Source organism: Citrobacter sp. UYEF32, from assembly GCF_040546205.1.
In the GTDB taxonomy this organism is placed as follows: Bacteria; Pseudomonadota; Gammaproteobacteria; order Enterobacterales; family Enterobacteriaceae; genus Phytobacter; species Phytobacter diazotrophicus.
In genome coordinates this window covers 283,520-307,119 of sequence record NZ_JBEPNI010000003.1, presented here as the reverse complement: position 1 = coordinate 307,119, position 23,600 = coordinate 283,520, and the positions used below count along the sequence as shown (strand labels likewise).

Here is a 23,600-nt window from a genome sequence, read left to right as displayed (position 1 = left end):
ATATATTACCTGTAATTCAATCCCGAAGCAGCACACTTTGCAAGGTGATCCAACCTCCCGGTTATGCTATAACAAGCGACTATCACTGACCCACAGTCGGGTCTGCGCACTACTCTACCGGAACAGGATGCAAAAATGGTTACTTTCCACACTAATCACGGCGACATCGTAATCAAAACTTTTGATGATAAAGCGCCTGAAACAGTTAAAAACTTCCTGGACTACTGCCGTGAAGGTTTTTACAACAACACCATTTTCCACCGTGTCATTAATGGCTTTATGATCCAGGGCGGCGGCTTCGAGCCGGGCATGCATCAGAAAGCAACCAAAGACCAGATCAAAAACGAAGCTAACAACGGCCTGAAAAACACCCGTGGCACGCTGGCAATGGCGCGTACTCAGGCTCCGCACTCCGCAACTGCACAGTTCTTTATCAACGTCGTGGATAACGACTTCCTGAACTTCTCTGGCGAAAGCCTGCAGGGTTGGGGCTACTGTGTGTTTGCCGAAGTGGTTGAAGGCATGGACGTGGTAGACAAAATCAAAGCCGTTCCTACCGGCCGCAGCGGTATGCATCAGGACGTGCCGAAAGAAGATGTCGTGATTGAAAGCGTGACCGTCAGCGAGTAATCGTGGCGACACTTTTTATCGCAGACCTTCATCTGCAAACAGAAGAACCGGCGATCACCGCCGGTTTTCTGCGTTTTTTGACAGGCACAGCCCGACAGGCTGACGCGCTCTATATTTTGGGCGACCTGTTCGAAGCCTGGATTGGCGACGACGACCCCACTCCCCTGCACCGAGACATCGCCGCCGCCATTAAGGCGCTGGTCGACAGTGGCGTGCCCTGTTACTTCATCCATGGCAATCGCGACTTCCTGCTCGGCCAACGCTTTGCGCGCGAAAGCGGCATGCAGCTTCTGCCGGAAGAGAAAGTGCTCGATCTGTATGGTCGCAAGGTGCTGATTATGCACGGCGACACGCTCTGTACGGACGACGCAGGCTACCAGGCGTTTCGCGCCAAAGTCCACAAGCCCTGGCTACAGAGGCTGTTTCTTGCCCTGCCGCTGTTTGTTCGCCAACGTATCGCAGCCAGAATGCGCGCGGGAAGCAAAGCCGCCAACAGTAGCAAATCGCTGGCCATTATGGACGTTAATCCGCAGGCAGTGGTTGCCGCGATGGAAAGACACCAGGTTCAGTGCCTGATTCACGGTCATACTCATCGCCAGGACGTGCACGAGCTTATCGCAAACGGTAAACCCGCCATGCGCGTTGTCCTCGGCGCCTGGCACACCCAGGGCTCTATGGTGAAAGTGACCGCAGACGACGTCGAGCTGATCCCTTTTCCGTTCTAAGAATTTGAACCGCTGATGCGCATGCTCCGCAACAGCGGATTGCAGCATTCATCGCCACGCAACCGTTTTCCTTGCCCGTTTTCCGTGCTATTCTTTGTGCCCTCAAAAGCTGTCCGTAGTCACACCCACAGGAGTTTTCTTAACGCATGTCTTCTGTTAACCAACCGGCGCGTATCGCCATTGTCATGGGATCGAAAAGCGATTGGGCGACCATGCAGTTCGCCACCGAAATTCTCGATATCCTGAATGTCCCGCACCACGTTGAAGTCGTCTCCGCTCACCGCACCCCCGATAAACTGTTCAGCTTTGCCGAAAGCGCCGAAGAGAACGGTTTTCAGGTGATCATTGCGGGTGCAGGCGGCGCGGCGCACTTGCCGGGGATGATTGCAGCGAAAACATTAGTGCCGGTGCTGGGTGTGCCAGTACAGAGCGCCGCGCTGAGCGGTGTGGATAGCCTCTACTCTATCGTCCAGATGCCGCGCGGTATTCCGGTCGGTACGCTGGCCATTGGCAAAGCCGGGGCCGCGAATGCCGCCCTGTTGGCCGCGCAAATTCTGGCCCAGCACGACGCCGAACTGCATCAGCGCCTGGCCGAGTTCCGCCGCGCCCAGACCGATGAAGTGCTGGAAAACCCGGATCCACGGGGTGTGGCATGAAACAGGTTTGCATTTTAGGTAACGGTCAGCTTGGTCGGATGCTGCGCCAGGCAGGCGAACCGCTGAGCATCGCCGTGTGGCCCGTAGGGCTCGATGCAGACCCGGAAGCGGTGCCGTTCGCCCAGAGCGTGATTACCGCAGAGATCGAACGCTGGCCGGAAACCGCGTTGACCCGCGAGCTGGCGCGTCATCCGGCGTTTGTGAATCGCGATGTGTTCCCGATTATTGCCGACCGCCTGACGCAAAAGCAGTTGTTCGACAAACTTAAGCTTGCCACCGCACCGTGGCAGTTGCTGGCAGACAAAAGCGAATGGCCTGCGGTCTTCAATACGCTGGGCGAGCTGGCGATTGTCAAACGCCGCGTGGGCGGGTACGACGGCCGTGGTCAGTGGCGTCTGCGTGCAGACGAAACGGAACAATTGCCGGAGGATTGCTACGGCGAATGCATCGTTGAGCAGGGTATCAATTTTTCCGGTGAGGTATCGCTGGTGGGCGCACGCGGCCATGACGGCAGCACGGTGTTCTATCCGCTGACTCACAATCTGCATCAGGATGGTATTCTGCGCACCAGCGTGGTCTTTCCGCAGGCCGACATGCGCCAGCAACAGCAAGCGGAAAGTATGCTCTCTGCCATTATGCACGAGCTGAATTATGTGGGCGTGATGGCGATGGAGTGCTTTGTGACCCCGGCGGGCTTGCTGATCAATGAACTGGCGCCACGTGTGCACAACAGCGGCCACTGGACGCAAAACGGCGCGTCTATCAGTCAGTTTGAGCTGCATCTGCGCGCGGTGGTGGATTTACCGCTGCCGCCACCGGTGGTTAACAGCCCGTCGGTGATGGTGAACCTGATCGGCAGCGATTTGAATTATGACTGGTTAAAACTGCCGCTGGTGCATCTGCACTGGTACGACAAAGAGGTGCGTCCGGGCCGTAAGGTGGGGCACCTTAACCTGAATGACAGCGACACCGCCCGCCTGAGCGCGACGCTGGAAGCGCTGGTGCCTCTGCTGCCGCCGGAATATGCCAGCGGCATCGCCTGGGCACAGGCAAAACTTGCCTGACGGGCTCCCCGGCGGCGCTGCGCTTGCCGGGGCCAGGGTTCAGCTTGTTGCCCGGATCAGGCGGTCACGCCGCCATCCGGGTACATCTCAATGCCTGTCGCGCTTGTCCGCCCTTTGTGCCAGCCAGTCGCCCAGCATCTGCACGACCTGCACCAGCACAATCAGTGCGACCACGGTGACAATCATCACCTGGGTTTCGTAGCGGTAGTAACCGTAACGGATAGCCAGGTCACCGACACCACCACCGCCCACGATCCCCGCCATCGCCGAGTAACCGATCAAGCTCACCAGCGTGATGGTTAACCCACGCAGCAGGCCCGCGCTGGCTTCCGGCAACAGCACCGTGCAGATGATGCGCATCGGGCTGGCGCCAAAGGCTTCCGCCGCTTCAATAATGCCTTTGTCCACTTCACGCAACGCGCCGTCCACCAGACGGGCATAGAAGGCAATCGCCGCCACGGACAGCGGCACCGATGCGGCAATCGGCCCGATGGTGTTGCCAAGCAAAAACTGAGTTAACGGCAGCAGCAGAACCAGCAGGATGACAAAAGGCACGGAGCGGATGATGTTCACCAGCACGGAGCTGATGAGATAGACCGCGCGGTTTTGCCAGAAGAGATTTCGGTCGGTCACGAAGATCAGAAACCCCAGCGGCAGGCCACCGATGATCGCCAGCACCGTTGAGATGCTCAGCATCTGGAAGGTTTCACCAAACGCGAGGCTCAAATCGGCCAGTAAATTATCCACGGATCACCTCCACCTGAGCGGTACGGTTACGAATGTAGTCTACCGCCTGTTCGACAACAGCCGGGTCTTCTGCGGTAAGTTGCACCACCAGAATGCCGAGCGCACGCTCACCGATATACTCGATTTTCCCGTGTAGAATGTTAACCGCCACACCAAAGTTGATGGCCGCATCGGAGAGAACCGGCTGCTCAGCAGAATCGCCAATAAACAGGATTTTCAACAATTGCCCCGGCAGGTGCTCCCGCAGACGGTCCGGCAATGTCAGATTCAACGTGCGTGAAACCAGTTGTTGAGTAAAGGCATGCTGCGGATGGGCGAAAATATCAAACACATCGCCGGTTTCTACCACCTTGCCGCCGGACATGACCGCCACGCGATCGCAGATGGATTTGATTACGTTCATCTCATGGGTGATCAGCACGATCGTGATACCGAGCTGTGCGTTGATCTGCTTGAGCAGTTCGAGAATAGTGGCCGAGGTTTCCAGATCCAGCGCCGAAGTCGGCTCATCGCACAGCAATACGTCCGGGTGGTTAGCGATAGCGCGGGCGATACCGACACGCTGCTTCTGCCCGCCGCTCAGTTGTACCGGGTAGCGGTTTGCTTTGTCGCCCAGCCCCACCAGTTCAAGGATTTCCGTAACGCGCGGGGCGATTTTGCTGCGATCCCACCCCGCCGCTTTCAGGCTGAACGCCACGTTTTGCGCGACGGTGCGGGTATGCATCAAGTTGAAGTGCTGGAAGATCATGCCGATACGCTGACGGGCTTTACGCAGCGTCAGGCCTTCCATTTTTGAAATCGCCACACCGTTCACTTTGACGCAGCCTTCACTCGGGCGTTGCAGGGCATTCAACGTACGCAACAGGGTGCTTTTCCCCGCGCCGCTGGTGCCAACAATGCCAAAAATCTCACCGGGCGCAATACGCAAGCTGACGTTGTCCACGGCACGCATGGGTTTCGCTCCCCGTACGGCGGGAAAATCCACGCACACCTTATCTATCTCAATCATGTGTCCCTCAAATAGCAAAAGGCAGGCCGCAGCCTGCCTGTTAACCCAGCGCTGCCTTTACTTCTTATCAGCGGCAGTCATCCACTCCGGTTTCTGGAAGGCACCGTAAACATTTTTCGGATCGTCAATCACCGCACGGTAAGCCGGAGATTTCACGACCTCAACAATGTCTTTGGCGAAGGGTTTATCCGCATCTTCACTGCGTACCGCAATGATGTTTTTGAGGTTCTCATCCAGATGTTCTTGCTTGATCGCAGTAGAAAGATCCAGCCCAGCGGCAATAGCGAAGTTACCGTTGACCAGGGCTGCGGTAGCGCTATCCAGCGTACGCGGCAACTGTGCGGCTTCCAGCGGTTTAAACACCAGCCCTTTCGGGTTGCTGGCGATATCGCGTTCAGAGGCTTTGATCGGATCGATATTGTCTTTAATAGTGATCAGATCCAGCGATTTCAGGAAACGCAGGCCACGGGCCAGGTTAGTCGGATCGTTGGACAGCGTAACGATGTCGCCTTTTTTCAGCTCATCGAGGCTTTTAATTTTGTGGGAATAGAAGCCCATGCCCGCCGTCGGTACGGTGATCAATTTGGTCAGCTTCAGCCCTTTATCCGCAGTGAATTTATCGAAATAGAGCGAGTGCTGGAACAGGTTGGCATCAATACTGCCATTCGACAGCGCCATATTCGGCTGCACGTAGTCGCTGAATTCGCGCACCACGACTTTGTAGCCTTTTTCTTTCAGTGACGGCTCAATGGCCTGTTTGACCATGTCGCCATATGGCCCCGGCGCAACGCCGAAGACAATGGTGTGCGGATCGCTATTGGCCTGCGCGGAAGATAAACCGCATGCCAGAAGTAGCGCCCCAACGGTGGCGCGTAAACCGAGACGACGTCTCATACATTCTCCCTAACGAAGTGTGTCTGCTGTGTGGCGCACCGTCGACGCGGCACGCTCCATATTCATTACAGGGATAAGATGGCATAAACATAACGCAGCGGTAATTGAAATAAATTCATGTTGTTGTGAAGTATGTCACTGAATGATGGGAGATTTTGCAAAGCTAAGGCGATGAAGCATAAAGAAAAGCGAAATTCGGTCGCCTTCCTTTATGCTTTTTTTAGATAAGCAAAGTGAGATCTTTGCTAAGCAGAAGTGCAGGACGCTAATTCCGGGGTCAGTTGGCCTTATCGGCGCAGGCTGGTTGAACACGGACAGCGCGCAGAAACCGGAACGGACACGCAGAACGTGGGGTTTCGAGCATTGCCCGGGTTCAAACTGGCAAGTCAGATAGCCAAATGCCAGGAATTTTAGAAGTCGTAACGCAGACGCACTAAGTTCATATCGCCCAGATCATCGGTGCTGGAGGTAAACACGTGTTCGTAATCCACGCGGAAACCATAATCCAGTTGGAAGCTGATACCTACACCGTTATCGATACGCTGATAGTTGCGTCCATTCACGTATTCGATGCGATCGCCCATAAAGTACGGCTGGACAGATTTCACAGCGTACTGATTAACTGGGATCTTATAACCGGCGAAATATTCAACGCCCCACGCATCACCCGCGAAGTAATTGTGAACCGTGTTTTTCTTGCTCAGCAGGAAGTTCTGATACCAGCCGCCGCCAGCGGAGAAGGTCCAGTTATCCGGTGTCCAGCTCAGCGCAGTACCGAGAATATTCTGGTCGTACGTTTTGCTGTCGTCATTGCCCGGATTGCGCATTTCGGCACGGGTATAGTTCCAGGCCGCGCCCCATGTCAGGGTGTTAGTCAGATGGTAATCCAGGCCCAGCGAGCCACCACCTTTACGTTTGTAACGCAGACCGTTACCCGGCAGATATTCGTTATCATCGAACAGATATGAGGCGTAAAGATCTGCATCCCCGAACGTATTCTTATATTTCAGCATATTGCGTGAGCGATAAGAGCCATCATAGTCGCCGTTGATACCGTTACCCGGCGCCTGACCAATCATGTCGTAATCCCAGATATCGGTTTTCGCCCCTACCACATCATAGTAAATGCTGTTTTGCTGACCGTAGGTTAATGTCCCCCAGGTTTTGCTTTTCAGTCCGGTATAGAGCATACGGCGCGTGGTGTCGTGGGCACCTTTTGCATAGTGGTTATCCCAGTCAAACACCGCCGGAATATTGACGCCCAGCTCGTAGTAGTTAATCCAACTGATGTCATCAAACAGGTAGTAATCACTGGCGAAGCGGAAACGGGTACCGCCGTCGAAGCCGTTACGTTTGTAAGAGCCTTTATCCCCATCTCCCGTCATCATATTGAACTGCGGACGAATACTGCCGCCCACGGTGAAATTCAGACGGCTTAACGGATCGCCCGCCTGCGGATCTTGTTTCAACAGCGTGATCTCTGCTTGCGTTGCAAATGAGGTCATCGCCAGTGCCGCGCCGATCGTTATCGCCAGCGCTTTTATTTTATGTGCCATGCTGTTTCCTTGGTTAATAAGCAGCCAAATAGTTGCCAGCTGAATATTAACGCCGATTAAGCACGCCATGTTGTCGAGTTTTTCGTACTTTGTGCGCTTAAAAATCAGGTAGTTAGCAATTTGTGCACTTAAAAAAATACACGCCGATTATTTAACCGACGTGTAATCAAAATGACATGATTTTACTGGTTAAACTGGCGGAACAGCGCTTTCCCTTTGAGTAGCCGTGTGCCCAGCCAGCCACCGCATGCGGATAACAAAACGGCGCCGCACAGCGGTAACGTTAACCACAACCGCCAGTCCGGCTCCCAGGGGAAATCAAAGACTTTTGTTTGCAGCACCGCCAGCGCCGTTTCCGCACCGATCGCCGCCACCAGCCCGGAGACAAGCCCGAGCAAGGCAAATTCACACCACAGCGTGGTGCGTAACAGTCGCTTGCCGGCGCCGAGCGTGCGATACACCACCAGTTCCTGATGACGCTGGCGCATCCCCACCTGCACCTGGGCCAGCAACAGCAGCACGCCGCACAGGGTGACCAACACAACCATCACTTCCAGCGCCCGACTCACCTGCTCCAGCACCTGACCAACCTGTTTTAAGATAGCGCCAATATCCAGCAGGCTGATGGTGGGAAACTCGCGGTTAAGCTGGGTCAATATACCGTTACCATTCTGCCAGCGGAAACTGGTCAGCCAGCTTTGCGGCTGTCCGTCCAGCGCCCCCTGCGGGAAAATAAAGAAGAAGTTGGGACGCAGACTTTCCCAGTCCACTTTGCGCAGGCTGGTGACTTTAGCGGTGAAATCCTGGGTATCACCCATAAAGGTCACGCTGTCGCCGAGCTTAAGCTTAAGGCGTTTTGCCAGTTCTTCTTCGACCGAGACCTCACCGGGTTTTGGTGGCCAGGAGCCTGCGGTAACCGGGTTGTGGTTTGCATCCGCCCCCTGCCACGTCAGATTCAATTCGCGGTTCAGCGCCTCATCCGGGTTCCCTTCCGTACTTTGACCGTTTATCTGCGTCAGTCGGGCACGCACGATAGGCCAGAACGCCTGGGTTACCACCTGGTGTTCAGAGAGAAACGCTTTCACCGGTTCGACCTGCTCCGGGGCAATATTAATGAGGAAATAGTTCGGGCTTTCCGGTGGAAGCTGTTGCTGCCAGCGGTCGAGCAGATCGCCACGCAGCACCAGCAACATTGCCAGCAGCATGAATGACAGCGAGAAAGCCGATAACTGACTCAGCGTCGACCATGGCTGGCGCAGCAGACGATTGACCGCCAGACGCAGCGGCAATGTTTTGAGGGTAAGCTTTTTCATTACCCGCAGCAGCAGCCAGCCGACTACGCCGCACAGCAATGCCAGGACCACCGCCCCCGCCAGCACCGACCACAGCAGCATGCTGGCCCCCATCAGCCAGGCCAGCAGCAACACAGACACGATACTGATAACGGGAATATAAAATTTCAGCGGCCAGACATCCGCGACAGCGTCACGCCGCAATACCCGCAAAGGCTGCGTTGCCAGCAGCAAGCGCCAGGGCCGTATCCCCACCAGCAACGAAATCACCAGCATGGCGCCAATCGACCAGAGCCACGGCCAGCCGCTGGCGGCAGGGAGTGCCACCGGCAGAACCGGCTTGAGCAAGATCAGCAGGATTTTTTCAAACAACAGCCCCATCGCGCCACCGGTGATGGACGCCAGCGCGAGCACCATCAGCCACTGCCCGATGATCAATTTGCGTAACTGCGCCCTGCTCGCCCCCAGCGTTTTGAGAATGGCCACCAGGTCGTAACGACTGCGACAATAGTGCCCCATCGCGACAGCCACCGCCGCGACTGACAGCAGCAGGGTTAACAACGCCGACAGCAGCAAGAATTGCTGGGAGCGCTGTAATGACTTGCCGAGCGCGCCGTCATCCTGCTCAAGGCCATACCAACGATGTTCCGGCTTAAGCTTCGGCAGTAACCATTTTTCGTAGGCCTCCAGTTGTGCGGGTGTCCCGGCAAATTTTACCCGCCAGGTGACGCGGCTTCCCGGCTGTACCGCTCCTGTTTTCGCCACATCCGCCGTATTCATTAATAATCGCGGCGCCATTTCGAAGGGGTTAAAACCGGAATCTGGCTCCTGCACCACCTCCCCGGCGATCCGCAGCGTGGCATCCCCCACATCAATCGAGTCGCCGGTTTTCAGGTTTAGCAGCGCCATCAACCGTGGGGCCAGCAGCACCGTTCCGGCCAGCGGTTTGACCGCAGGCGGCGTGGTTTGCAGGTCGCCATAGAGCGGATAACTGTCATCCACCGCTTTCACGTTTGCCAGTTGTGGTGTGTCACCGGCGAAGGTCATCGTGGCAAATGAGATTTGCTCGCTAACTTTAAGCCCCTCTTTTCGCGCCTCTTCCAGCCACGCCTGCGGAATTTCACGTGAACTGCGCAACGCCCTGTCGCCAGCCATAAACTCGCGGCTCTGCTGGCTTAATCCTTTTTCCATCCGGTCGCTGATATTGCCCAGTGCCAGCACACAGGCCACCGCCAGGCTTAGCGCCAGCCAGACAATCAGCAATGAAGGAGAGCGCCATTCGCGCCAGAACCAGCGGGCGATCATGCTTCCTCCCGCAGTTCGCCGTTCACCAGACGTAAACGCCTGTCGCAACGCGCCGCCAGTTGAGGATCGTGCGTGACCAGAATCAGGGTGGTGCCATATTGCTGGTTCATCGAGAAGAGCAAATCAGCAATCTTATCGCCGGTCTGCCTGTCGAGATTGCCGGTGGGTTCGTCGGCAAACAGCAGCGCCGGGCGACCATTAAACGCACGGGCCAGCGCCACACGCTGTTGCTCGCCGCCGGAAAGCTGCGCGGGAAGGTGATCGAGGCGTTTCCCCAGCCCCAACTCTTCCAGTAACCCTTTAGCACTGGCACGACTCTGCGCGCTGTTTTCACCCCGCAGCAGCGCCGGAAGCTCGACGTTTTCCAGCGCATTCAGGGTGGGGATCAGCATAAAAGACTGGAAAACAAAACCGACGTGCGCGGCACGCAGCTTTGCCCGCGCCTCTTCATCCATCGCGTGAAGCGGCTGGCCCAGCAGATTCACTTCGCCGCTACTGCCATCATCAAGCCCGGCAAGAATCGCCAGCAGTGTTGACTTACCCGAGCCTGATTCACCAATCAGGGCGATGGTTTGCGCCCGTTTGACAACAAGCTCAACTCCGGTGAGGATGGAAAGTTCATGCTCCCCCTGACCGACGGACTTCTTAAGATGATGAACTTCAACAATGTTTTCCGCTGGCATTTGGCCTTCCTGTTTTTGCTTCTGTTTAGCCTGCGTGCCGCCGCTGCGGACACGTTACTGGTTCTGGGAGACAGCCTGAGCGCGGGCTATCGCATGGCGGCCAATACCGCCTGGCCTGCGTTGCTCAACGAGAAGTGGCAACAAAAACCGCCCGTCATCAACGCCAGCATTAGCGGCGACACCTCGCAACAGGGGCTGGCACGCTTACCCGCGCTGCTTAAAGAGCATCAGCCTCGCTGGGTGTTGATTGAGCTGGGAGGTAACGATGGTCTGCGCGGCTTTGCGCCCCAACAAACAGAACAAACGCTGCGTACCATTTTGCAGGCGGTAAAAGCCGCAAACGCCGAACCCTTGCTGATGCAAATACGGCTGCCCGCCAACTATGGACGCCGTTATACTGAGTCATTTAGCGCTATCTATCCTAAGCTCGCCAAAGAGTTTGATATTCCTCTGTTGCCGTTTTTCATGGAAGAGGTCTATCTCAAACCCCAATGGATGCAGGATGATGGGATCCACCCGAACCGTGACGCTCAGCCTTTTATTGCCGACTGGATGGCGACCCGGTTGGCTCCATTAGTTAATCACGACTCCTGATTTATCAGGGACGCTTTCAGGTAAAGTTATGCAAAAAACGATCTTAATAACAGGATGTTCCAGCGGTATCGGTCTGGAAAGCGCCCATGAACTCAAGCGTCAGGGCTTTCGCATCCTGGCGGCCTGCCGCAAAAGCGAGGATGTTGCACGTATGAATCAGGCCGGATTTACCGGCGTACTGTTGGATCTCGACCTCCCCGAAAGCGTAGAACGTGCCGCTGACGAGGTCATTGCCCTGACGGAAAACCGTCTGTATGGCATTTTTAATAACGCGGGCTTTGGCCTGTATGGCCCGCTATCTACCATCAGCCGCGAGCAAATGGAAAAACAGTTTTCCGCCAATTTTTTTGGCGCACACCAGCTCACCATGCGCCTGTTACCCGCCATGCTCCCGCACGGCGAAGGCCGCATTGTGATGACTTCCTCGGTAATGGGGCTGATTTCGACCCCCGGTCGTGGCGCTTACGCGGCCAGTAAGTACGCCCTGGAAGCCTGGTCCGATGCGCTGCGTATGGAACTGCGCCACAGCGGCATCAGGGTCAGCCTGATTGAGCCGGGCCCTATCCGCACCCGCTTTACCGAGAACGTCAACCAGACGCAGAGTGACAAACCGGTGGAAAACCCCGGTATTGCCGCACGTTTTACCCTCGGCCCGGAGGCGGTTGTCGCCAAAGTACGTCATGCTTTTGAAAGTCCGAAACCCAAACTGCGTTATCCAGTCACGGTCGTCACCTGGGTGGTAAGCCTGCTGAAACGCATACTGCCGGGACGCGCAATGGATAAAATTTTACACGGGTGAGTTGAAGGCACAGCGCCTGTCCCCATGTATCAATAAACACTTAAACAGAGAATGACTCATGTCTGTACAGAACATCGTCAACATTAACGAAGCAAACCTTCATCCGACGCTTGAACAGTCAATGACCACGCCGGTGCTGTTCTATTTCTGGTCCGAGCGTAGCCAGCACTGCCAGCAGTTGACCCCGGTGCTGGAAAGCCTGGCGGCGCAATATAACGGGCAATTTATTCTGGCGAAGGTGGACTGCGATGCTGAGCAGATGCTTGCGTCACAGTTTGGTTTACGTGCGATCCCAACGGTTTACCTGTTCCAGAACGGCCAGCCGGTCGACGGTTTCCAGGGGCCGCAGCCAGAAGAGGCCATACGCGCCCTGCTGGATAAAGTCCTGCCGCGCGAAGAAGAGTTAAAAGCGCAACAGGCCATGCAACTGATGGAAGAAGGCAAACATGCCGAAGCGCTGCCGCTGTTGAAAGAGGCCTGGCAGTTATCGCAGCAGAACAGTGAAATCGGCCTGCTGCTGGCGGAGACGCAAATTGCGCTCAACCGCTCTGATGATGCCGAAGCGGTGCTGAAAACCATTCCGCTGCAGGATCAGGACACCCGCTATCAAGGGCTGGTGGCGCAAATCGAGCTGCTGAAAAAAGCCGCGGACACCCCGGAAATTCAGCATTTGCAAGAACAGGTCGAGAAGAACCCGGCGGATGCGCAACTGGCAACGCAACTGGCGCTGCAACTGCATCAGGTTGGCCGCAATGAAGAGGCGCTGGAGCTGCTGTTCAGTCATCTGCGTAAAGATTTAGGCGCAGCAGACGGTGAGGCGCGCAAAATGTTGCAGGAGATCCTGGCCGCGCTGGGTACCGGCGATGCACTGGCCTCGAAATACCGTCGCCAGCTCTACTCCCTGCTTTACTAGTCCCGCCCGCTAAATTTGGGGGTCGCGCTGTTAAGATCCCCAAATTTGGTTAGAATGACATCAAATTAAACAGGAGGTTTATTTGATGCTCATCGTCATCCCCGTTCTTATCTTCGTCGCGCTGGTCATTGTAGGCGCGGGTGTCAAAATCGTTCCGCAAGGATATCAGTGGACGGTAGAACGCTTCGGTCGTTATACCCGTTCTCTCCAGCCGGGTCTGAGCCTTGTGGTACCGTTTATGGACCGTATTGGTCGTAAGATCAATATGATGGAGCAAGTTCTCGATATCCCATCCCAGGAAGTCATTTCCAAAGATAACGCCAACGTCACCATCGATGCGGTGTGTTTTATTCAGGTTATCGACGCCCCGAAAGCCGCCTATGAGGTGAGCAATCTGGAACTGGCGATCATTAACCTCACCATGACCAACATCCGTACCGTGCTCGGCTCGATGGAGCTCGACGAAATGCTCTCTCAGCGCGACAGCATCAACACTCGCCTGCTGCATATCGTGGACGAAGCCACCAATCCGTGGGGCATCAAAGTCACCCGTATCGAAATCCGCGATGTTCGCCCACCGGCGGAGCTGGTCTCTTCAATGAACGCCCAGATGAAAGCCGAACGTACCAAGCGTGCTTACATCCTGGAAGCCGAAGGGATTCGCCAGGCGGAAATCGTCAAAGCGGAAGGTGAAAAGCAGGCCAAAATCCTCAAAGCCGAAGGTGAACGGCAGTCGGCGTTCCTTGAAGCAGAGGCCCGTGAACGTTCGGCAGAAGCAGAAGCACGGGCGACCAAAATGGTCTCCGAGGCGATTGCGGCGGGCGATGTGCAGGCAATTAACTACTTTGTGGCGCAAAAATACACCGAAGCGCTGCAACAAATTGGCTCTGCTAATAACAGTAAAGTCGTGATGATGCCGCTGGATGCCAGCAGCCTGATGGGCTCGATTGCCGGGATCGCGGAGCTGGTAAAAGACAGCACCAGTGAACGGAAAAAATCATGATAGCCGTGCTCTTTGAACATGCCTACATTTTCTGGTTGAGTCTTGGCGGCCTGCTTCTGGCCGCTGAGATGCTCGGCGGCAACGGCTATTTGCTGTGGAGCGGCGTGGCGGCAGTGGTCACCGGCCTGCTGGTCTGGCTGGTTCCGTTCGGCTGGGAATTACAGGGGGTGATCTTCGCGGTACTCACGCTTATCGCCGCCTGGCTGTGGTGGCTGTGGTTATCCAGACGGGTACGTGACCAGAAACCGGCAGATGCGTCGCTTAATCAGCGCGGACAGCAACTGGTGGGCCGCCGTTTTATCCTCGATAATGCGCTGGTCAACGGGCGCGGGCACATGCGGGTGGGAGACAGCTCCTGGCCGGTGAGTGCCGGGTCAGATTTACCGGCAGGAAGCAAAGTCGAAGTTATCGCCGTCGAAGGCATTACGCTGCACATCAAAGCTGCGGTCGAATAATCGTAATAATACGCAAGGAAAGATGGTGAAAAAAAGCCACCTCACGCTGGGCCTGTGCCTCTCATTTGCCACCAGCAGCGCTGCGCTGGCGTCAATGGATATGGATTCTTGTGCCTGGGCGAGCCCGGGCTGTTTTCTGGTCAGCCCGCCGGTCCTTGGCGTGGCTAACGATACCCGCGATAACCTGCTGCGACTGCTGGATGAGCAAAAAGGCTTTTCATCCCTGCGCCAGCCTGTCCCGACGGATATTACCCGCAGCCGGGATTTCTATTTCGGCATGCATATGCTGGATTACGATCCCCCGGTGGATGACGACTCGGACACGACGCCTGGCGAGGATCCCCTCAGCCAGCAAATCGCGACCCTGGGCCTCGACGCCGAGGCAATCACTCACCTGACGGCGTTGCAGGACGAAAACGAAAACCGCTTTGTGTCGCTCAATAGCGATACGCTATCGGATTTTTTCGCCGCGCTGCTGGCCGATACAACACTGACCCCCGAGCTACGTCAGACGCTGGCGAAGACGCGCCTGCTTGTCGATGGCAGCAGCAATGCTCAGGATGAACTCAACAAACTCACGGTTCCGGAAGGCTCTGCCGCTGCGTTTCGTGACTATTTGCAGGCCGCAAATCAGTTTTACGCCGGGAATTACACCGCAGCCAGGCAGAGCTTTACCGCCCTTAGCACGAACCCGCAACCGTGGATCGCCGAAACCGCCAGCTATATGCTGATGCGTAACGCGCTCAACGCCAGCAGTGAAAATGCTAACGGCGAATACGGTGATTTTGACGTCACCAAAGTGGATAAAACCCTGGCGCAACAGGCGCGGGACAGCGCAGATACCTACCTCAAAAAATGGCCGCAGGGAAAATACGCCGACTCAACACAGGGGTTGCTGCGCCGTATCAACTGGTATCTGCAGGACTGGAATACGCTGGCAACACTCTATGAACACATTCTGCCGCAGGCTGCCGACAGCGATGCGCTGAGCGCGCTGATTAACGAAAGCGACAATAAGTTGCTCAGCAAAGACCTGACCTGGGGAGACGGCTATTTTCTAAGTGCGCCCGATGCGTCGTTGCTGACCTTTATCCAGACGCTCAGGCTGATGCGCGATAATCAGTGCGAAAATCACGCCCACTGTGTCGATCAGACGTATCTCGATGGCCTTAAAGCCGATTTCGAAAAAAACAAACGCGCCGATCTGTGGAACTATTTGCGCCTGATGCTCGCTTACAACAAGCAGGATTACGCGACGGTGGTGAAAGACATTACTCCGGCGCAGAGCCTGCCCGAGCACAATATCCTCGCGTTTAGCGAACAGGCGCTCTACGGCGATGCACTGATGGGCCAGCAGCAATGGAATGCCGCACGCGATCACTGGCTGCACCTGCTGGATCTCAGCAAAGATGTTGAGCAACAACAGTTACTGCAGGCGAAGCTGGCGGCCACGCTGGTCAACAGCAATGCGCTGGAGAAGATTTTCGCTCCCGATAGCCGCATCACGAATCTGCGCTATCGCTCGCTGGTGCTGAAAACCAAAGCCACTCCTGAGCTGTTACGCCAGCAGGCGGGCAAGGGGCCAAACAACGAAGAGCGCACCATTGCCCTGCATACTTTGCTGACGCAGGATCTGGCACAGGGCCACTATGCCGACTGGTTACAGGATAAATCCCTGCTCACGGCCATCACCGCCGCCATTCCCGGCGAAGCGTTTGACGATGTGGATGTCAGCGTCTTTAAATGGACAGGCACAGACCCGGAAAAAGCCTATGCCTGCGCATCGTTGAATGACACCGTTGGCGTGCTGAGTAAGAATCCGCAGGATGGCCATGCCCTTAACTGCCTGGGTGAGTTTTTCCGCACCACGCAAACCGAAGTCAGCCTGGCGAAAGACCGTGGCGGCAACGATGCGCTGGATGTCGCCACACGTCAGGACGATTTTTCCGGAAAACCACATCGTCTGGCGTGGTACCAGCAGGTGATTAACGACACGAAGGCCGAACCGGAAGACAAGAGCTATGCGCTTTACCGCGCGGTGATGTGCTATGCGCCATCGGGCTACAATGATTGCGGTGGCGAAGATGTCGATAAAGCCGTGCGTAAAGCCTGGTTCCTGCAACTCAAGCGCGATTATCCAGGAAGTGTATGGGCGAAAAGCCTCAAGTATTACTGGTAATCGCCTTTATCAGTTCCCTGTTTATGTCTGTGGCGAATGCCGCAGACGGGCAGGATTTTTGGCTATGGTCGGGCGTTAAGACAGGTGACGCACTGCGCGACGCCCGCACCGTCTATCTGCATCAGGGCGATGTGATTGCCCTCTCAGGCACCGCCGTATTTGAACGCAAAGGATTACCGGTTAGCCGCCTGACGTTTCCCCATATCTGGCTGACCGTGCGCCTGACGACGCTGGATGTTTCTGATGAGATGCTGGCACGCCTGAACCGTCTGTTACTGCGCTGGCAGGCCGCCGGTAACAACGTGACGGGTCTGCAGATTGATTTTGATGCCGCCACGCACCGCCTCGATCATTACGCGCAGTTTCTGCACCGGTTGCGGGAAATCCTCTCGCCGCAGTTCGCGCTGGGGGTGACGGGGCTGCTGGACTGGGCGAAAACCGGCAGCGTGAAAACGCTGAACGCCCTGCCGGTGGATGAACTGGTGGTGCAAAGCTATCAGGGGCGCAACACCGTCGAGGATTATACCGCCTACCTTCCTGCGCTGGCCGGGTTACGCATTCCGTTTAAAGTCGGACGCGTGCAAAACGGCGTCTGGGATCCGCAAGAGGAACAGCGCCTCGCCGCCTCGCCATGGTATCGCGGCACGGTGATCTTTATGCTCAACCCTTAGCGTGTGCCTTGTGATGGCAGCAGCCGGAAAGATTATCAATAATCGGGCAGTCGGCGCTGTCATCGCCAGGGCAGGATTCCGCCAGCGACATAAGCTGCTTACGCATCGCTTCAAGTTCGACAATATGACGCTCAATTTCCGCCACTTTTTGCAATGTGCGGGCTTTGACATCCGCGCTGTGACGGGCCGGATCGTTAAACAGATTCACCAGTTCGCCACACTCTTCGAGGTTAAACCCCACCTGGCGCGCCTGGCGTAGCAGTGTCAATTCATTGATGTGTTGCTGCGTGTAGCTGCGGTAGCCGTTTTCCCCGCGCAGCGGCGGCGTCACCAGCCCTTTATCTTCATAAAAGCGAATCGCTTTGCTGGTTAAGCCGGTCTTTTTCGCCACAATACTGATATTCACCTTTCCCCCTTGACCTTCCCCTTGATGGAAGGTTTAACCTGTTACACAGTTAGTACATGTAATTAATCAGGTCAATCTTTATACGACCCATCATACAGGAAATTAATTATGTCTCACATTACAGAGCTGGAGCTGGACGGACTGTCCTGCGGCCACTGCGTTAAACGTGTTAAAGAGAGTCTGGAACAACGTGCTGACGTTGAGCAGGCGGACGTTACCCTTACCCATGCGCAGATCACCGGCAGCGCCGACGCTTCGGCGCTTATCGATACCATCAAACAAGCCGGGTACGGAGCGAGCATTAGCCACCCAAAGGCTAAACCGCTGGCAGAGTCATCTACCCCGTCGGAAGCACTGACAGCGGCCACTCCTGAGCTTCCGGCAACGGATGACCTTGATGACAGCAAGCAACTGTTAATCAATGGCATGAGTTGCGCCAGTTGCGTCTCCCGCGTCCAGAAAGCCCTCCAGGCGGTTCCGGGCGTCACGCAGGCACGGGTCAATCTGGCGGAGCGCACTGCGCTGGTGATGGGTAGCGCCTCCGCACAGGATTTAGTGAGCGCCGTCGAAGGTGCCGGTTACGGTGCGGAAGCCATAGAAGACGACATAAAACGCCGCGAACGTCAGCAGGAAACGGCCAACGCGACCATGAAGCGTTTTCGCTGGCAGGCCATTGTCGCCCTGCTGGTCGGCGTACCGGTGATGGTCTGGGGGATGGTGGGTGACAACATGATGGTCACCGACGCCAACCGCTCCCTGTGGCTGTTTATTGGCCTGGTGACGCTGGGCGTGATGATTGTCGCGGGCGGCCATTTTTATCGTAGCGCGTGGAAAAGCCTGACCAACGGCACCGCCACCATGGACACCCTTGTGGCGCTCGGTACCGGTGCAGCCTGGCTTTACTCGATGAGCGTAAACATCTGGCCGCAGTGGTTCCCGATGGAAGCACGCCATCTCTATTATGAAGCCAGTGCGATGATCATTGGTTTGATCAACCTCGGCCATATGCTGGAAGCGCGTGCGCGCCAGCGGTCCTCAAAAGCGCTGGAAAAATTACTCGATCTGACGCCCCCCACCGCCCGTGTGGTAACCGAAGAGGGAGAGAAAATGCTCCCTCTCGCCGACGTTCACCCCGGCATGACGCTGCGTTTAACCACCGGCGATCGGGTGCCTGTCGATGGAGAAATAAGCCAGGGCGATGCCTGGTTTGATGAAGCCATGCTCACGGGCGAGCCGATTCCCCAGGAGAAAAGCATTGGCGATGCCGTGCACGCCGGAACGGTGGTACAGGACGGTAGCGTGCTGTTTACCGCCAGCGCGGTAGGCAGCCAGACAACGCTGTCGCGCATTATTCGCATGGTGCGGCAGGCGCAAAGTAGTAAACCGGAAATCGGGCAACTGGCCGATAAAATTTCGGCGGTGTTTGTGCCCGTCGTGGTAGCGATAGCCCTGCTCAGCGGCGCTATCTGGTATCTCTTCGGCCCGGCGCCGCAAATCGTCTATACGCTGGTCATTACCACCACGGTTCTGATTATTGCCTGCCCTTGTGCATTAGGGCTGGCAACGCCGATGTCGATCATTTCGGGCGTGGGTCGCGCGGCGGAGTTTGGCGTGCTGGTGCGCGATGCCGATGCGCTGCAAAGAGCGAGCACTCTCGACACGCTGGTGTTTGATAAAACCGGCACCCTGACCCGCGGCAAACCGCAAGTTGTGGCCATCAAAACAGCGAATGGCTTTACCGAACACCAGGCGCTGCGCTTTGCCGCCGCGCTGGAACAAGGCTCAAGCCACCCGCTGGCGCACGCCATCCTCGAAAAAGCGGGCGCTGAGGCATTGCCGACGGTGCAGAGCTTCCGCACGTTGCGCGGCCTTGGCGTAAGCGGCGAAGCAGAAGGCAGCCGCTTACTGCTCGGCAACCAGGCGCTGCTGTCGCAACAGCAGATTACCGTACGCGAACTGGAAGATGAGATGGCCTCCCAGGCCGCGCAAGGGGCCACCCCGGTACTGCTGGCAGTTGATGGCAAAATTGCCGCCCTGCTCGCCATTCGCGATCCGCTGCGCGAAGACAGCGTCAATGCCCTGCAACGCCTGCATCTCGCTGGCTATCGCCTGGTGATGCTGACCGGAGATAACCCCACTACGGCTAAAGCCATTGCGAAAGAAGCCGGGATCGATGAAGTGATTGCCGGGGTTTTACCGGATGGTAAAGCCGAGGCCATTGCTAAATTACAGCGCGAAGGTCGCCGTGTGGCGATGGTCGGTGACGGCATCAACGATGCCCCGGCGCTGGCTCAGGCCGATGTTGGTATCGCCATGGGCGGCGGGAGTGATGTCGCGATTGAAACTGCCGCCATCACCCTGATGCGCCATAGCCTGACGGGCGTTGCGGACGCGCTGGCTATTTCGAAGGCAACGCTGCGCAACATGAAACAGAACCTGCTTGGCGCGTTTGTCTATAACTCGCTTGGTATTCCCATTGCCGCCGGGATCTTATGGCCGCTGACGGGAACCCTGCTTAACCCGGTGGTGGCGGGGGCCGCGATGGCGCTCTCCTCTATTACCGTGGTCAGCAATGCTAACCGCCTGCTACGCTTTACGCCGAAAGACTGACCGCGGCCGCCCCGCCATCCGGCGGGGCAATTGCACCTTTCTCCCCTACGCGCTAGCATGGCCTTTTCATTTCAGGAAGCGCGTATGGGCCTGTTTGACTGGTTAAAAAGCTTTTTTCGCACGCGCCGTTACCCATGGCCCGCGGTGGATATTACGCTGTCGGGCAATCGCCATCTGCATCTGATTGGCAGCATCCATATGGGTACTCAGGGGATGTCCCCCCTGCCCGCCCAACTGCTGCAAAAACTGCGCAAAGCCGATGCGCTGATTGTCGAAGCCGATGTCGCCAGCAGCGGTTCACCCTTTGCCGATATCCCCGATAGCCCACCCCTGGCCGAACGCCTGAGCCCTGCGCTTCTCACCCAGTTGAGAGAGACCATCGAAGGTCTTGATCTGTCGCAGAGTGAGTTTGAAACACGTCCCGCCTGGCATATTGCACTGGTGTTACAAGCCATGCAGGCACAGCGGCTGGGCCTTCGCCCCGACTACGGCATCGATTATCAGTTGCTACAGGCGGCGCGTCAGTTCTCAACGCCGGTGATTGAACTGGAAGGGACGGAGAACCAGGTCGCAATTTTGCGTCAACTGGCGGATGGCGGTCTTGAACTGTTACAGGATACGCTGACCCACTGGCGTGAAAATGCGCGGCTGCTGCAGGTGATGATGAGCTGGTGGCTGGACTCGCCCCCCACCAGTGAGCCGCTGTCGCTACCGTCGACGTTCAGTCAGTCGCTGCATGACGTGCTGATGCATCAGCGTAACCGCGCCTGGTGTGAACGGCTGCTGGCGTTACCGCCGGGGCGTTATGTGGTCGCCGCAGGTGCGCTGCATCTGTATGGTGAAGGGAATTTGCCGTCGCTGTTAGCGCAAAAAAATGGCCAATAAGATTATTGGCCCGTCAAAGAGGAATTTCAGTTTTTATAGTTATACCGAAGCTCGTGCTTCGGACTAGCGGATTGTCGCTCAAACTTTTCGTCACTGCCAATACTATTGCGCAAGATAGTACTATTTTTGCGTGATAAATCGGGCGTAAGCTGGCTGCGTGAAATTACTGTGGTTTGAAGGATTGCTATGACTCCCGCCGTTAAGTTATTAGAAAAAAACAAGGTTCCTTTCCAGATACACACCTATGACCACGATCCGAACGAGACAAACTTTGGAGACGAGGTGGTCCGCAAGCTCGGTCTGAATGCCGATCAGGTGTACAAAACGCTGCTGGTTGCGGTCAATGGCGATATGAAACAGTTGGCCGTTGCGGTGACGCCGGTTGCCGGGCAACTGGATCTGAAAAAGGTCGCGAAAGCATTGGGCGCGAAGAAAGTGGATATGGCCGACCCGATGGTGGCACAGCGCACAACCGGTTATCTGGTGGGTGGTATCAGCCCACTGGGGCAAAAGAAACGTTTGCCCACGCTGATTGACGCCCCTTCACAGACATTCGCCACTATTTTTGTCTCCGGCGGCAAACGCGGGCTGGATATTGAACTGGCGGCGAGCGATCTGGCAAAAATGCTGGACGCGAAGTTTGCCGATATCGCCCGCCGGGATTAACGACTTTTGCGAAGACAGGGCGCTATTGGTGAAGGCAGTTTTTTCCCCTCACCCTAACCCTCTCCCCAAAGAGGAGAGGGGACCGTTCGTGCTCGCATTTTTGTGGGGATTCCTCAGCCCCAAAGGGGAGAGGGAACAGGACAAGAGGATCTACTTGAGTGTTACTGCCAGCTCACCTCACCCTTCGGCTCGTAAGCATTCGCATCCAGCGGCGAGTTCTGCTCAATAAATTGCTTAAGCACCTCGGCATCAATAAAGCCGGTATTGACATAACCCGGTTTATTATCAATGCGCGGATAGCCGTCACCACCGGTGGCGTTAAAGCTTAACGTTGCCAGACGGTAGGTTTTCGCCGGGTCGATAGCCTCACCTTTAATTTTCAGGTCGCTCAGTACGCCGTTCTTCGCCACGAACCCGACATTGGCAAACTGCGGATAAGCACCGGAATCCGGCTTCATTTTCGCCACCGCAGTGAGATAATCCGTCAGCTCTTTACCGCTCATGTCCGCATAGACCAGGGTGTTGCCAAAAGGCTGTACTTTCAGCACATCTTTATAGGTGATAGCACCCTCTTCAATGGAATCACGCACACCGCCGCCGCTCATTACTGCCAGGTCGGCATTGGTACGCGCCATCTGCCCGGCCAGAATCAGACGCGCCAGATTGGTCTGTACAAAGCGGACTTTACTGCGGTCGCCTTCGAGGTGACCGTTGGTATTGCCGATTTTAACCTCGAGCTGCGCTTTACCTTTATTCTGGAACGGCGTCAGCAGAGAGAGCATTTGCTGGTTTTCCTGAATTTCCGGGGTAAAGAGTACGCGCTCACTCTTGCCGTTATCGTAGGTGACTTTCTTCTTGAGGTTCACCGGAATCAGTTGATAATTCACCAACTTCATTTCGCCATTACGAAACTCAAAGTCTGCACGTCCTACGTACTTGCCCCATTCGTGGGCCTGAACAATCCAGATACCATTCTGCTTATCCGGCGCACAGGGCGTACCCGGTACGTAATTCACCTGCTTTTTGTTTTCCGATGCCATGCACACCGGGTCTTGTGAGTGACCACCCACAATCATCGCCAGCGACCCGGCAGGCAGACTGCGCGCCATTTCCACATCGCCCGGCGCATTGGAACCGTGCTCACCATTGTCATAGTGCCCCATGTGGGTGGTGGCAAGGATCACATCCGGCTTCTGGGTTTGTTGCAGCTCTTCAATCACCAGCTTTGCTTCGTCCGCCGGTTTGCGGAACTCGATATCGGTAAAATACTCGGGATTACCGATTTTTGCCGTGTCATCGGTGGTTAAACCGATCACGGCGATTTTCAGCCCTTGCCTGTCAAAAATCATCCACGGTTTAAAAAGACGCTCACCGGTGCTTTTCTGATAGATATTGGCGGAAAGGAACGGGAATTTGGCCCACTTTTCCTGCTGGCGCAGCACGCTCATCGGGTTATCAAACTCGTGATTGCCCACCGCCATTGCGTCGTAGCCAATCAGATTCATGCCGCGAAAGTCAGGTTCTGCGTCCTGCAGATCGGATTCCGGCACGCCGGTATTGATGTCGCCGCCAGAGAGCAACAGGACGCTGCCACCTTCAGCCGCCACCTCTTTGCGGATCCCGTCCACCAGCGTTTTTTGTGCTGAGAGGCCGTACTCGCCATAATCGTTGCGCCAGAAGTGACCGTGATGATCGTTGGTATGGAGGATGGTTATCTTATAGGTTTTGTCCTGCTCATAAGCCTGAGCCGAACCACTTGCCAGAGTAAAGGCGGCCAGCAGCGCCAGCACCATGCTCTTTTTTAACAATTTCATGCTTCTCTCCCTGATTCATTAACAACCGCAAAAGTACTGTGCTC

General features: G+C 56.0%; 22 protein-coding genes. 14 read left to right on the top strand and 8 right to left on the bottom strand.

What is annotated here, in order from left to right; genetic code table 11:
- Positions 1–135: 135 nt before the first annotated feature.
- The 4 genes from ppiB (at position 136) to purK (ending at position 3,075) form a co-directional block, all read left to right on the top strand.
- Entirely contained in the window at positions 136–630 is a 495-nt protein-coding gene (ppiB, locus tag ABIB59_RS09715) for a peptidylprolyl isomerase B (protein ID WP_041852430.1), read from the top strand.
- A gap of 2 nt (positions 631–632) precedes the next feature.
- Positions 633–1,355: a UDP-2,3-diacylglucosamine diphosphatase gene (gene lpxH / locus ABIB59_RS09710; protein WP_354035174.1), complete on the top strand. Its 723-nt coding sequence runs from the start codon at positions 633–635 to the stop codon at positions 1,353–1,355.
- Positions 1,356–1,501: 146 nt separating this feature from the next.
- Positions 1,502–2,011 (top strand): 5-(carboxyamino)imidazole ribonucleotide mutase, encoded by a 510-nt coding sequence (gene purE / locus ABIB59_RS09705; protein ID WP_107222575.1) that lies wholly within the window; start codon positions 1,502–1,504, stop codon positions 2,009–2,011.
- Positions 2,008–3,075, top strand: coding sequence for a 5-(carboxyamino)imidazole ribonucleotide synthase (purK, locus tag ABIB59_RS09700; protein WP_071195799.1), 1,068 nt, complete (start codon positions 2,008–2,010; stop codon positions 3,073–3,075). The genes purE and purK overlap by 4 nt, the downstream gene beginning before the upstream one ends.
- A gap of 87 nt (positions 3,076–3,162) precedes the next feature.
- On the opposite strand, the gene ABIB59_RS09695 is transcribed toward purK, so the two are convergent.
- From ABIB59_RS09695 to ybbA, 6 genes are all read right to left on the bottom strand, one after another.
- Positions 3,163–3,822: a methionine ABC transporter permease gene (locus tag ABIB59_RS09695; RefSeq protein WP_041852434.1), complete on the bottom strand. Its 660-nt coding sequence runs from the start codon at positions 3,820–3,822 to the stop codon at positions 3,163–3,165.
- Complete coding sequence (gene sfbB / locus ABIB59_RS09690) at positions 3,815–4,831, bottom strand: virulence-associated ABC transporter ATP-binding protein SfbB (RefSeq protein ID WP_071195800.1); 1,017 nt, start codon at positions 4,829–4,831, stop codon at positions 3,815–3,817. Before sfbB ends, ABIB59_RS09695 begins: the two co-directional genes overlap by 8 nt.
- Before the next feature lie 57 nt (positions 4,832–4,888).
- On the bottom strand, positions 4,889–5,725 hold the full coding sequence (locus tag ABIB59_RS09685; protein ID WP_354035171.1) for a MetQ/NlpA family ABC transporter substrate-binding protein: 837 nt from the start codon (positions 5,723–5,725) through the stop codon (positions 4,889–4,891).
- Positions 5,726–6,135: 410 nt separating this feature from the next.
- A complete protein-coding gene (locus tag ABIB59_RS09680) occupies positions 6,136–7,281 on the bottom strand; it encodes a porin (RefSeq protein WP_071195943.1) in 1,146 nt (381 codons plus the stop codon).
- A 182-nt stretch (positions 7,282–7,463) separates the two neighbouring features.
- A complete protein-coding gene (gene ybbP, locus ABIB59_RS09675; RefSeq protein ID WP_354035169.1) occupies positions 7,464–9,878 on the bottom strand; it encodes a putative ABC transporter permease subunit YbbP in 2,415 nt (804 codons plus the stop codon).
- On the bottom strand, positions 9,875–10,561 hold the full coding sequence (gene ybbA, locus ABIB59_RS09670) for a putative ABC transporter ATP-binding protein YbbA (protein ID WP_071195803.1): 687 nt from the start codon (positions 10,559–10,561) through the stop codon (positions 9,875–9,877). The genes ybbP and ybbA overlap by 4 nt, the downstream gene beginning before the upstream one ends.
- On the opposite strand from ybbA, the gene tesA reads away from it, so the two are divergent.
- The 7 genes from tesA (at position 10,532) to ABIB59_RS09635 (ending at position 17,175) form a co-directional block, all read left to right on the top strand.
- Entirely contained in the window at positions 10,532–11,155 is a 624-nt protein-coding gene (tesA, locus tag ABIB59_RS09665; RefSeq protein WP_071195944.1) for a multifunctional acyl-CoA thioesterase I/protease I/lysophospholipase L1, read from the top strand. The two genes, ybbA and tesA, sit on opposite strands and share 30 nt — an antisense overlap.
- A gap of 28 nt (positions 11,156–11,183) precedes the next feature.
- Positions 11,184–11,954, top strand: coding sequence for an SDR family oxidoreductase (locus ABIB59_RS09660; RefSeq protein WP_354035166.1), 771 nt, complete (start codon positions 11,184–11,186; stop codon positions 11,952–11,954).
- Between the two features lie 58 nt (positions 11,955–12,012).
- Positions 12,013–12,867: a co-chaperone YbbN gene (locus ABIB59_RS09655; RefSeq protein WP_041852440.1), complete on the top strand. Its 855-nt coding sequence runs from the start codon at positions 12,013–12,015 to the stop codon at positions 12,865–12,867.
- Between the two features lie 85 nt (positions 12,868–12,952).
- On the top strand, positions 12,953–13,870 hold the full coding sequence (locus ABIB59_RS09650; RefSeq protein ID WP_041852441.1) for an SPFH domain-containing protein: 918 nt from the start codon (positions 12,953–12,955) through the stop codon (positions 13,868–13,870).
- Positions 13,867–14,325: an NfeD family protein gene (locus tag ABIB59_RS09645; RefSeq protein ID WP_041852442.1), complete on the top strand. Its 459-nt coding sequence runs from the start codon at positions 13,867–13,869 to the stop codon at positions 14,323–14,325. Before ABIB59_RS09650 ends, ABIB59_RS09645 begins: the two co-directional genes overlap by 4 nt.
- Before the next feature lie 22 nt (positions 14,326–14,347).
- The gene (locus ABIB59_RS09640) at positions 14,348–16,504 is read left to right on the top strand and encodes a PA5441 family protein (protein ID WP_354035164.1); all 2,157 of its coding nucleotides are present in this window, start codon (positions 14,348–14,350) and stop codon (positions 16,502–16,504) included.
- Positions 16,474–17,175, top strand: coding sequence for a DUF3142 domain-containing protein (locus tag ABIB59_RS09635; protein ID WP_071195806.1), 702 nt, complete (start codon positions 16,474–16,476; stop codon positions 17,173–17,175). The genes ABIB59_RS09640 and ABIB59_RS09635 overlap by 31 nt, the downstream gene beginning before the upstream one ends.
- Here the strand turns inward: ABIB59_RS09635 and cueR are convergent.
- Positions 17,165–17,581: a Cu(I)-responsive transcriptional regulator gene (gene cueR, locus ABIB59_RS09630; RefSeq protein ID WP_071195807.1), complete on the bottom strand. Its 417-nt coding sequence runs from the start codon at positions 17,579–17,581 to the stop codon at positions 17,165–17,167. The two genes, ABIB59_RS09635 and cueR, sit on opposite strands and share 11 nt — an antisense overlap.
- 108 nt (positions 17,582–17,689) lie before the next feature.
- Between cueR and copA the strand changes: the two genes are divergently transcribed.
- From copA to ybaK, 3 genes are all read left to right on the top strand, one after another.
- Positions 17,690–20,191, top strand: coding sequence for a copper-exporting P-type ATPase CopA (gene copA, locus ABIB59_RS09625; protein WP_335256739.1), 2,502 nt, complete (start codon positions 17,690–17,692; stop codon positions 20,189–20,191).
- 84 nt (positions 20,192–20,275) lie between these two features.
- Positions 20,276–21,076 (top strand): TraB/GumN family protein, encoded by an 801-nt coding sequence (locus ABIB59_RS09620; RefSeq protein ID WP_071195809.1) that lies wholly within the window; start codon positions 20,276–20,278, stop codon positions 21,074–21,076.
- 186 nt (positions 21,077–21,262) lie between these two features.
- Positions 21,263–21,742, top strand: coding sequence for a Cys-tRNA(Pro)/Cys-tRNA(Cys) deacylase YbaK (ybaK, locus tag ABIB59_RS09615; protein ID WP_041852448.1), 480 nt, complete (start codon positions 21,263–21,265; stop codon positions 21,740–21,742).
- 161 nt (positions 21,743–21,903) lie between these two features.
- On the opposite strand, the gene ushA is transcribed toward ybaK, so the two are convergent.
- The gene (gene ushA / locus ABIB59_RS09610; RefSeq protein ID WP_041852449.1) at positions 21,904–23,556 is read right to left on the bottom strand and encodes a bifunctional UDP-sugar hydrolase/5'-nucleotidase UshA; all 1,653 of its coding nucleotides are present in this window, start codon (positions 23,554–23,556) and stop codon (positions 21,904–21,906) included.
- Between the last annotated feature and the right edge of the window lie 44 nt (positions 23,557–23,600).

Excerpts from the sequence above, each read along its gene's own strand:
- sfbB (WP_071195800.1), bottom strand. The coding sequence starts at position 4,831 with ATGATTGAGATAGATAAGGTGTGCGTGGATTTTCCCGCCGTACGGGGA.
- tesA (WP_071195944.1), top strand. The coding sequence starts at position 10,532 with ATGAACTTCAACAATGTTTTCCGCTGGCATTTGGCCTTCCTGTTTTTG.
- ybbP (WP_354035169.1), bottom strand. The coding sequence starts at position 9,878 with ATGATCGCCCGCTGGTTCTGGCGCGAATGGCGCTCTCCTTCATTGCTG.
- ushA (WP_041852449.1), bottom strand. The coding sequence starts at position 23,556 with ATGAAATTGTTAAAAAAGAGCATGGTGCTGGCGCTGCTGGCCGCCTTT.
- ABIB59_RS09660 (WP_354035166.1), top strand. The coding sequence starts at position 11,184 with ATGCAAAAAACGATCTTAATAACAGGATGTTCCAGCGGTATCGGTCTG.
- ABIB59_RS09685 (WP_354035171.1), bottom strand. The coding sequence starts at position 5,725 with ATGAGACGTCGTCTCGGTTTACGCGCCACCGTTGGGGCGCTACTTCTG.
- ybbA (WP_071195803.1), bottom strand. The coding sequence starts at position 10,561 with ATGCCAGCGGAAAACATTGTTGAAGTTCATCATCTTAAGAAGTCCGTC.
- purK (WP_071195799.1), top strand. The coding sequence starts at position 2,008 with ATGAAACAGGTTTGCATTTTAGGTAACGGTCAGCTTGGTCGGATGCTG.
- ybaK (WP_041852448.1), top strand. The coding sequence starts at position 21,263 with ATGACTCCCGCCGTTAAGTTATTAGAAAAAAACAAGGTTCCTTTCCAG.
- ABIB59_RS09650 (WP_041852441.1), top strand. The coding sequence starts at position 12,953 with ATGCTCATCGTCATCCCCGTTCTTATCTTCGTCGCGCTGGTCATTGTA.
- purE (WP_107222575.1), top strand. The coding sequence starts at position 1,502 with ATGTCTTCTGTTAACCAACCGGCGCGTATCGCCATTGTCATGGGATCG.
- copA (WP_335256739.1), top strand. The coding sequence starts at position 17,690 with ATGTCTCACATTACAGAGCTGGAGCTGGACGGACTGTCCTGCGGCCAC.
- ppiB (WP_041852430.1), top strand. The coding sequence starts at position 136 with ATGGTTACTTTCCACACTAATCACGGCGACATCGTAATCAAAACTTTT.
- ABIB59_RS09655 (WP_041852440.1), top strand. The coding sequence starts at position 12,013 with ATGTCTGTACAGAACATCGTCAACATTAACGAAGCAAACCTTCATCCG.
- ABIB59_RS09680 (WP_071195943.1), bottom strand. The coding sequence starts at position 7,281 with ATGGCACATAAAATAAAAGCGCTGGCGATAACGATCGGCGCGGCACTG.
- ABIB59_RS09640 (WP_354035164.1), top strand. The coding sequence starts at position 14,348 with ATGGTGAAAAAAAGCCACCTCACGCTGGGCCTGTGCCTCTCATTTGCC.
- ABIB59_RS09645 (WP_041852442.1), top strand. The coding sequence starts at position 13,867 with ATGATAGCCGTGCTCTTTGAACATGCCTACATTTTCTGGTTGAGTCTT.
- ABIB59_RS09635 (WP_071195806.1), top strand. The coding sequence starts at position 16,474 with ATGGGCGAAAAGCCTCAAGTATTACTGGTAATCGCCTTTATCAGTTCC.
- ABIB59_RS09620 (WP_071195809.1), top strand. The coding sequence starts at position 20,276 with ATGGGCCTGTTTGACTGGTTAAAAAGCTTTTTTCGCACGCGCCGTTAC.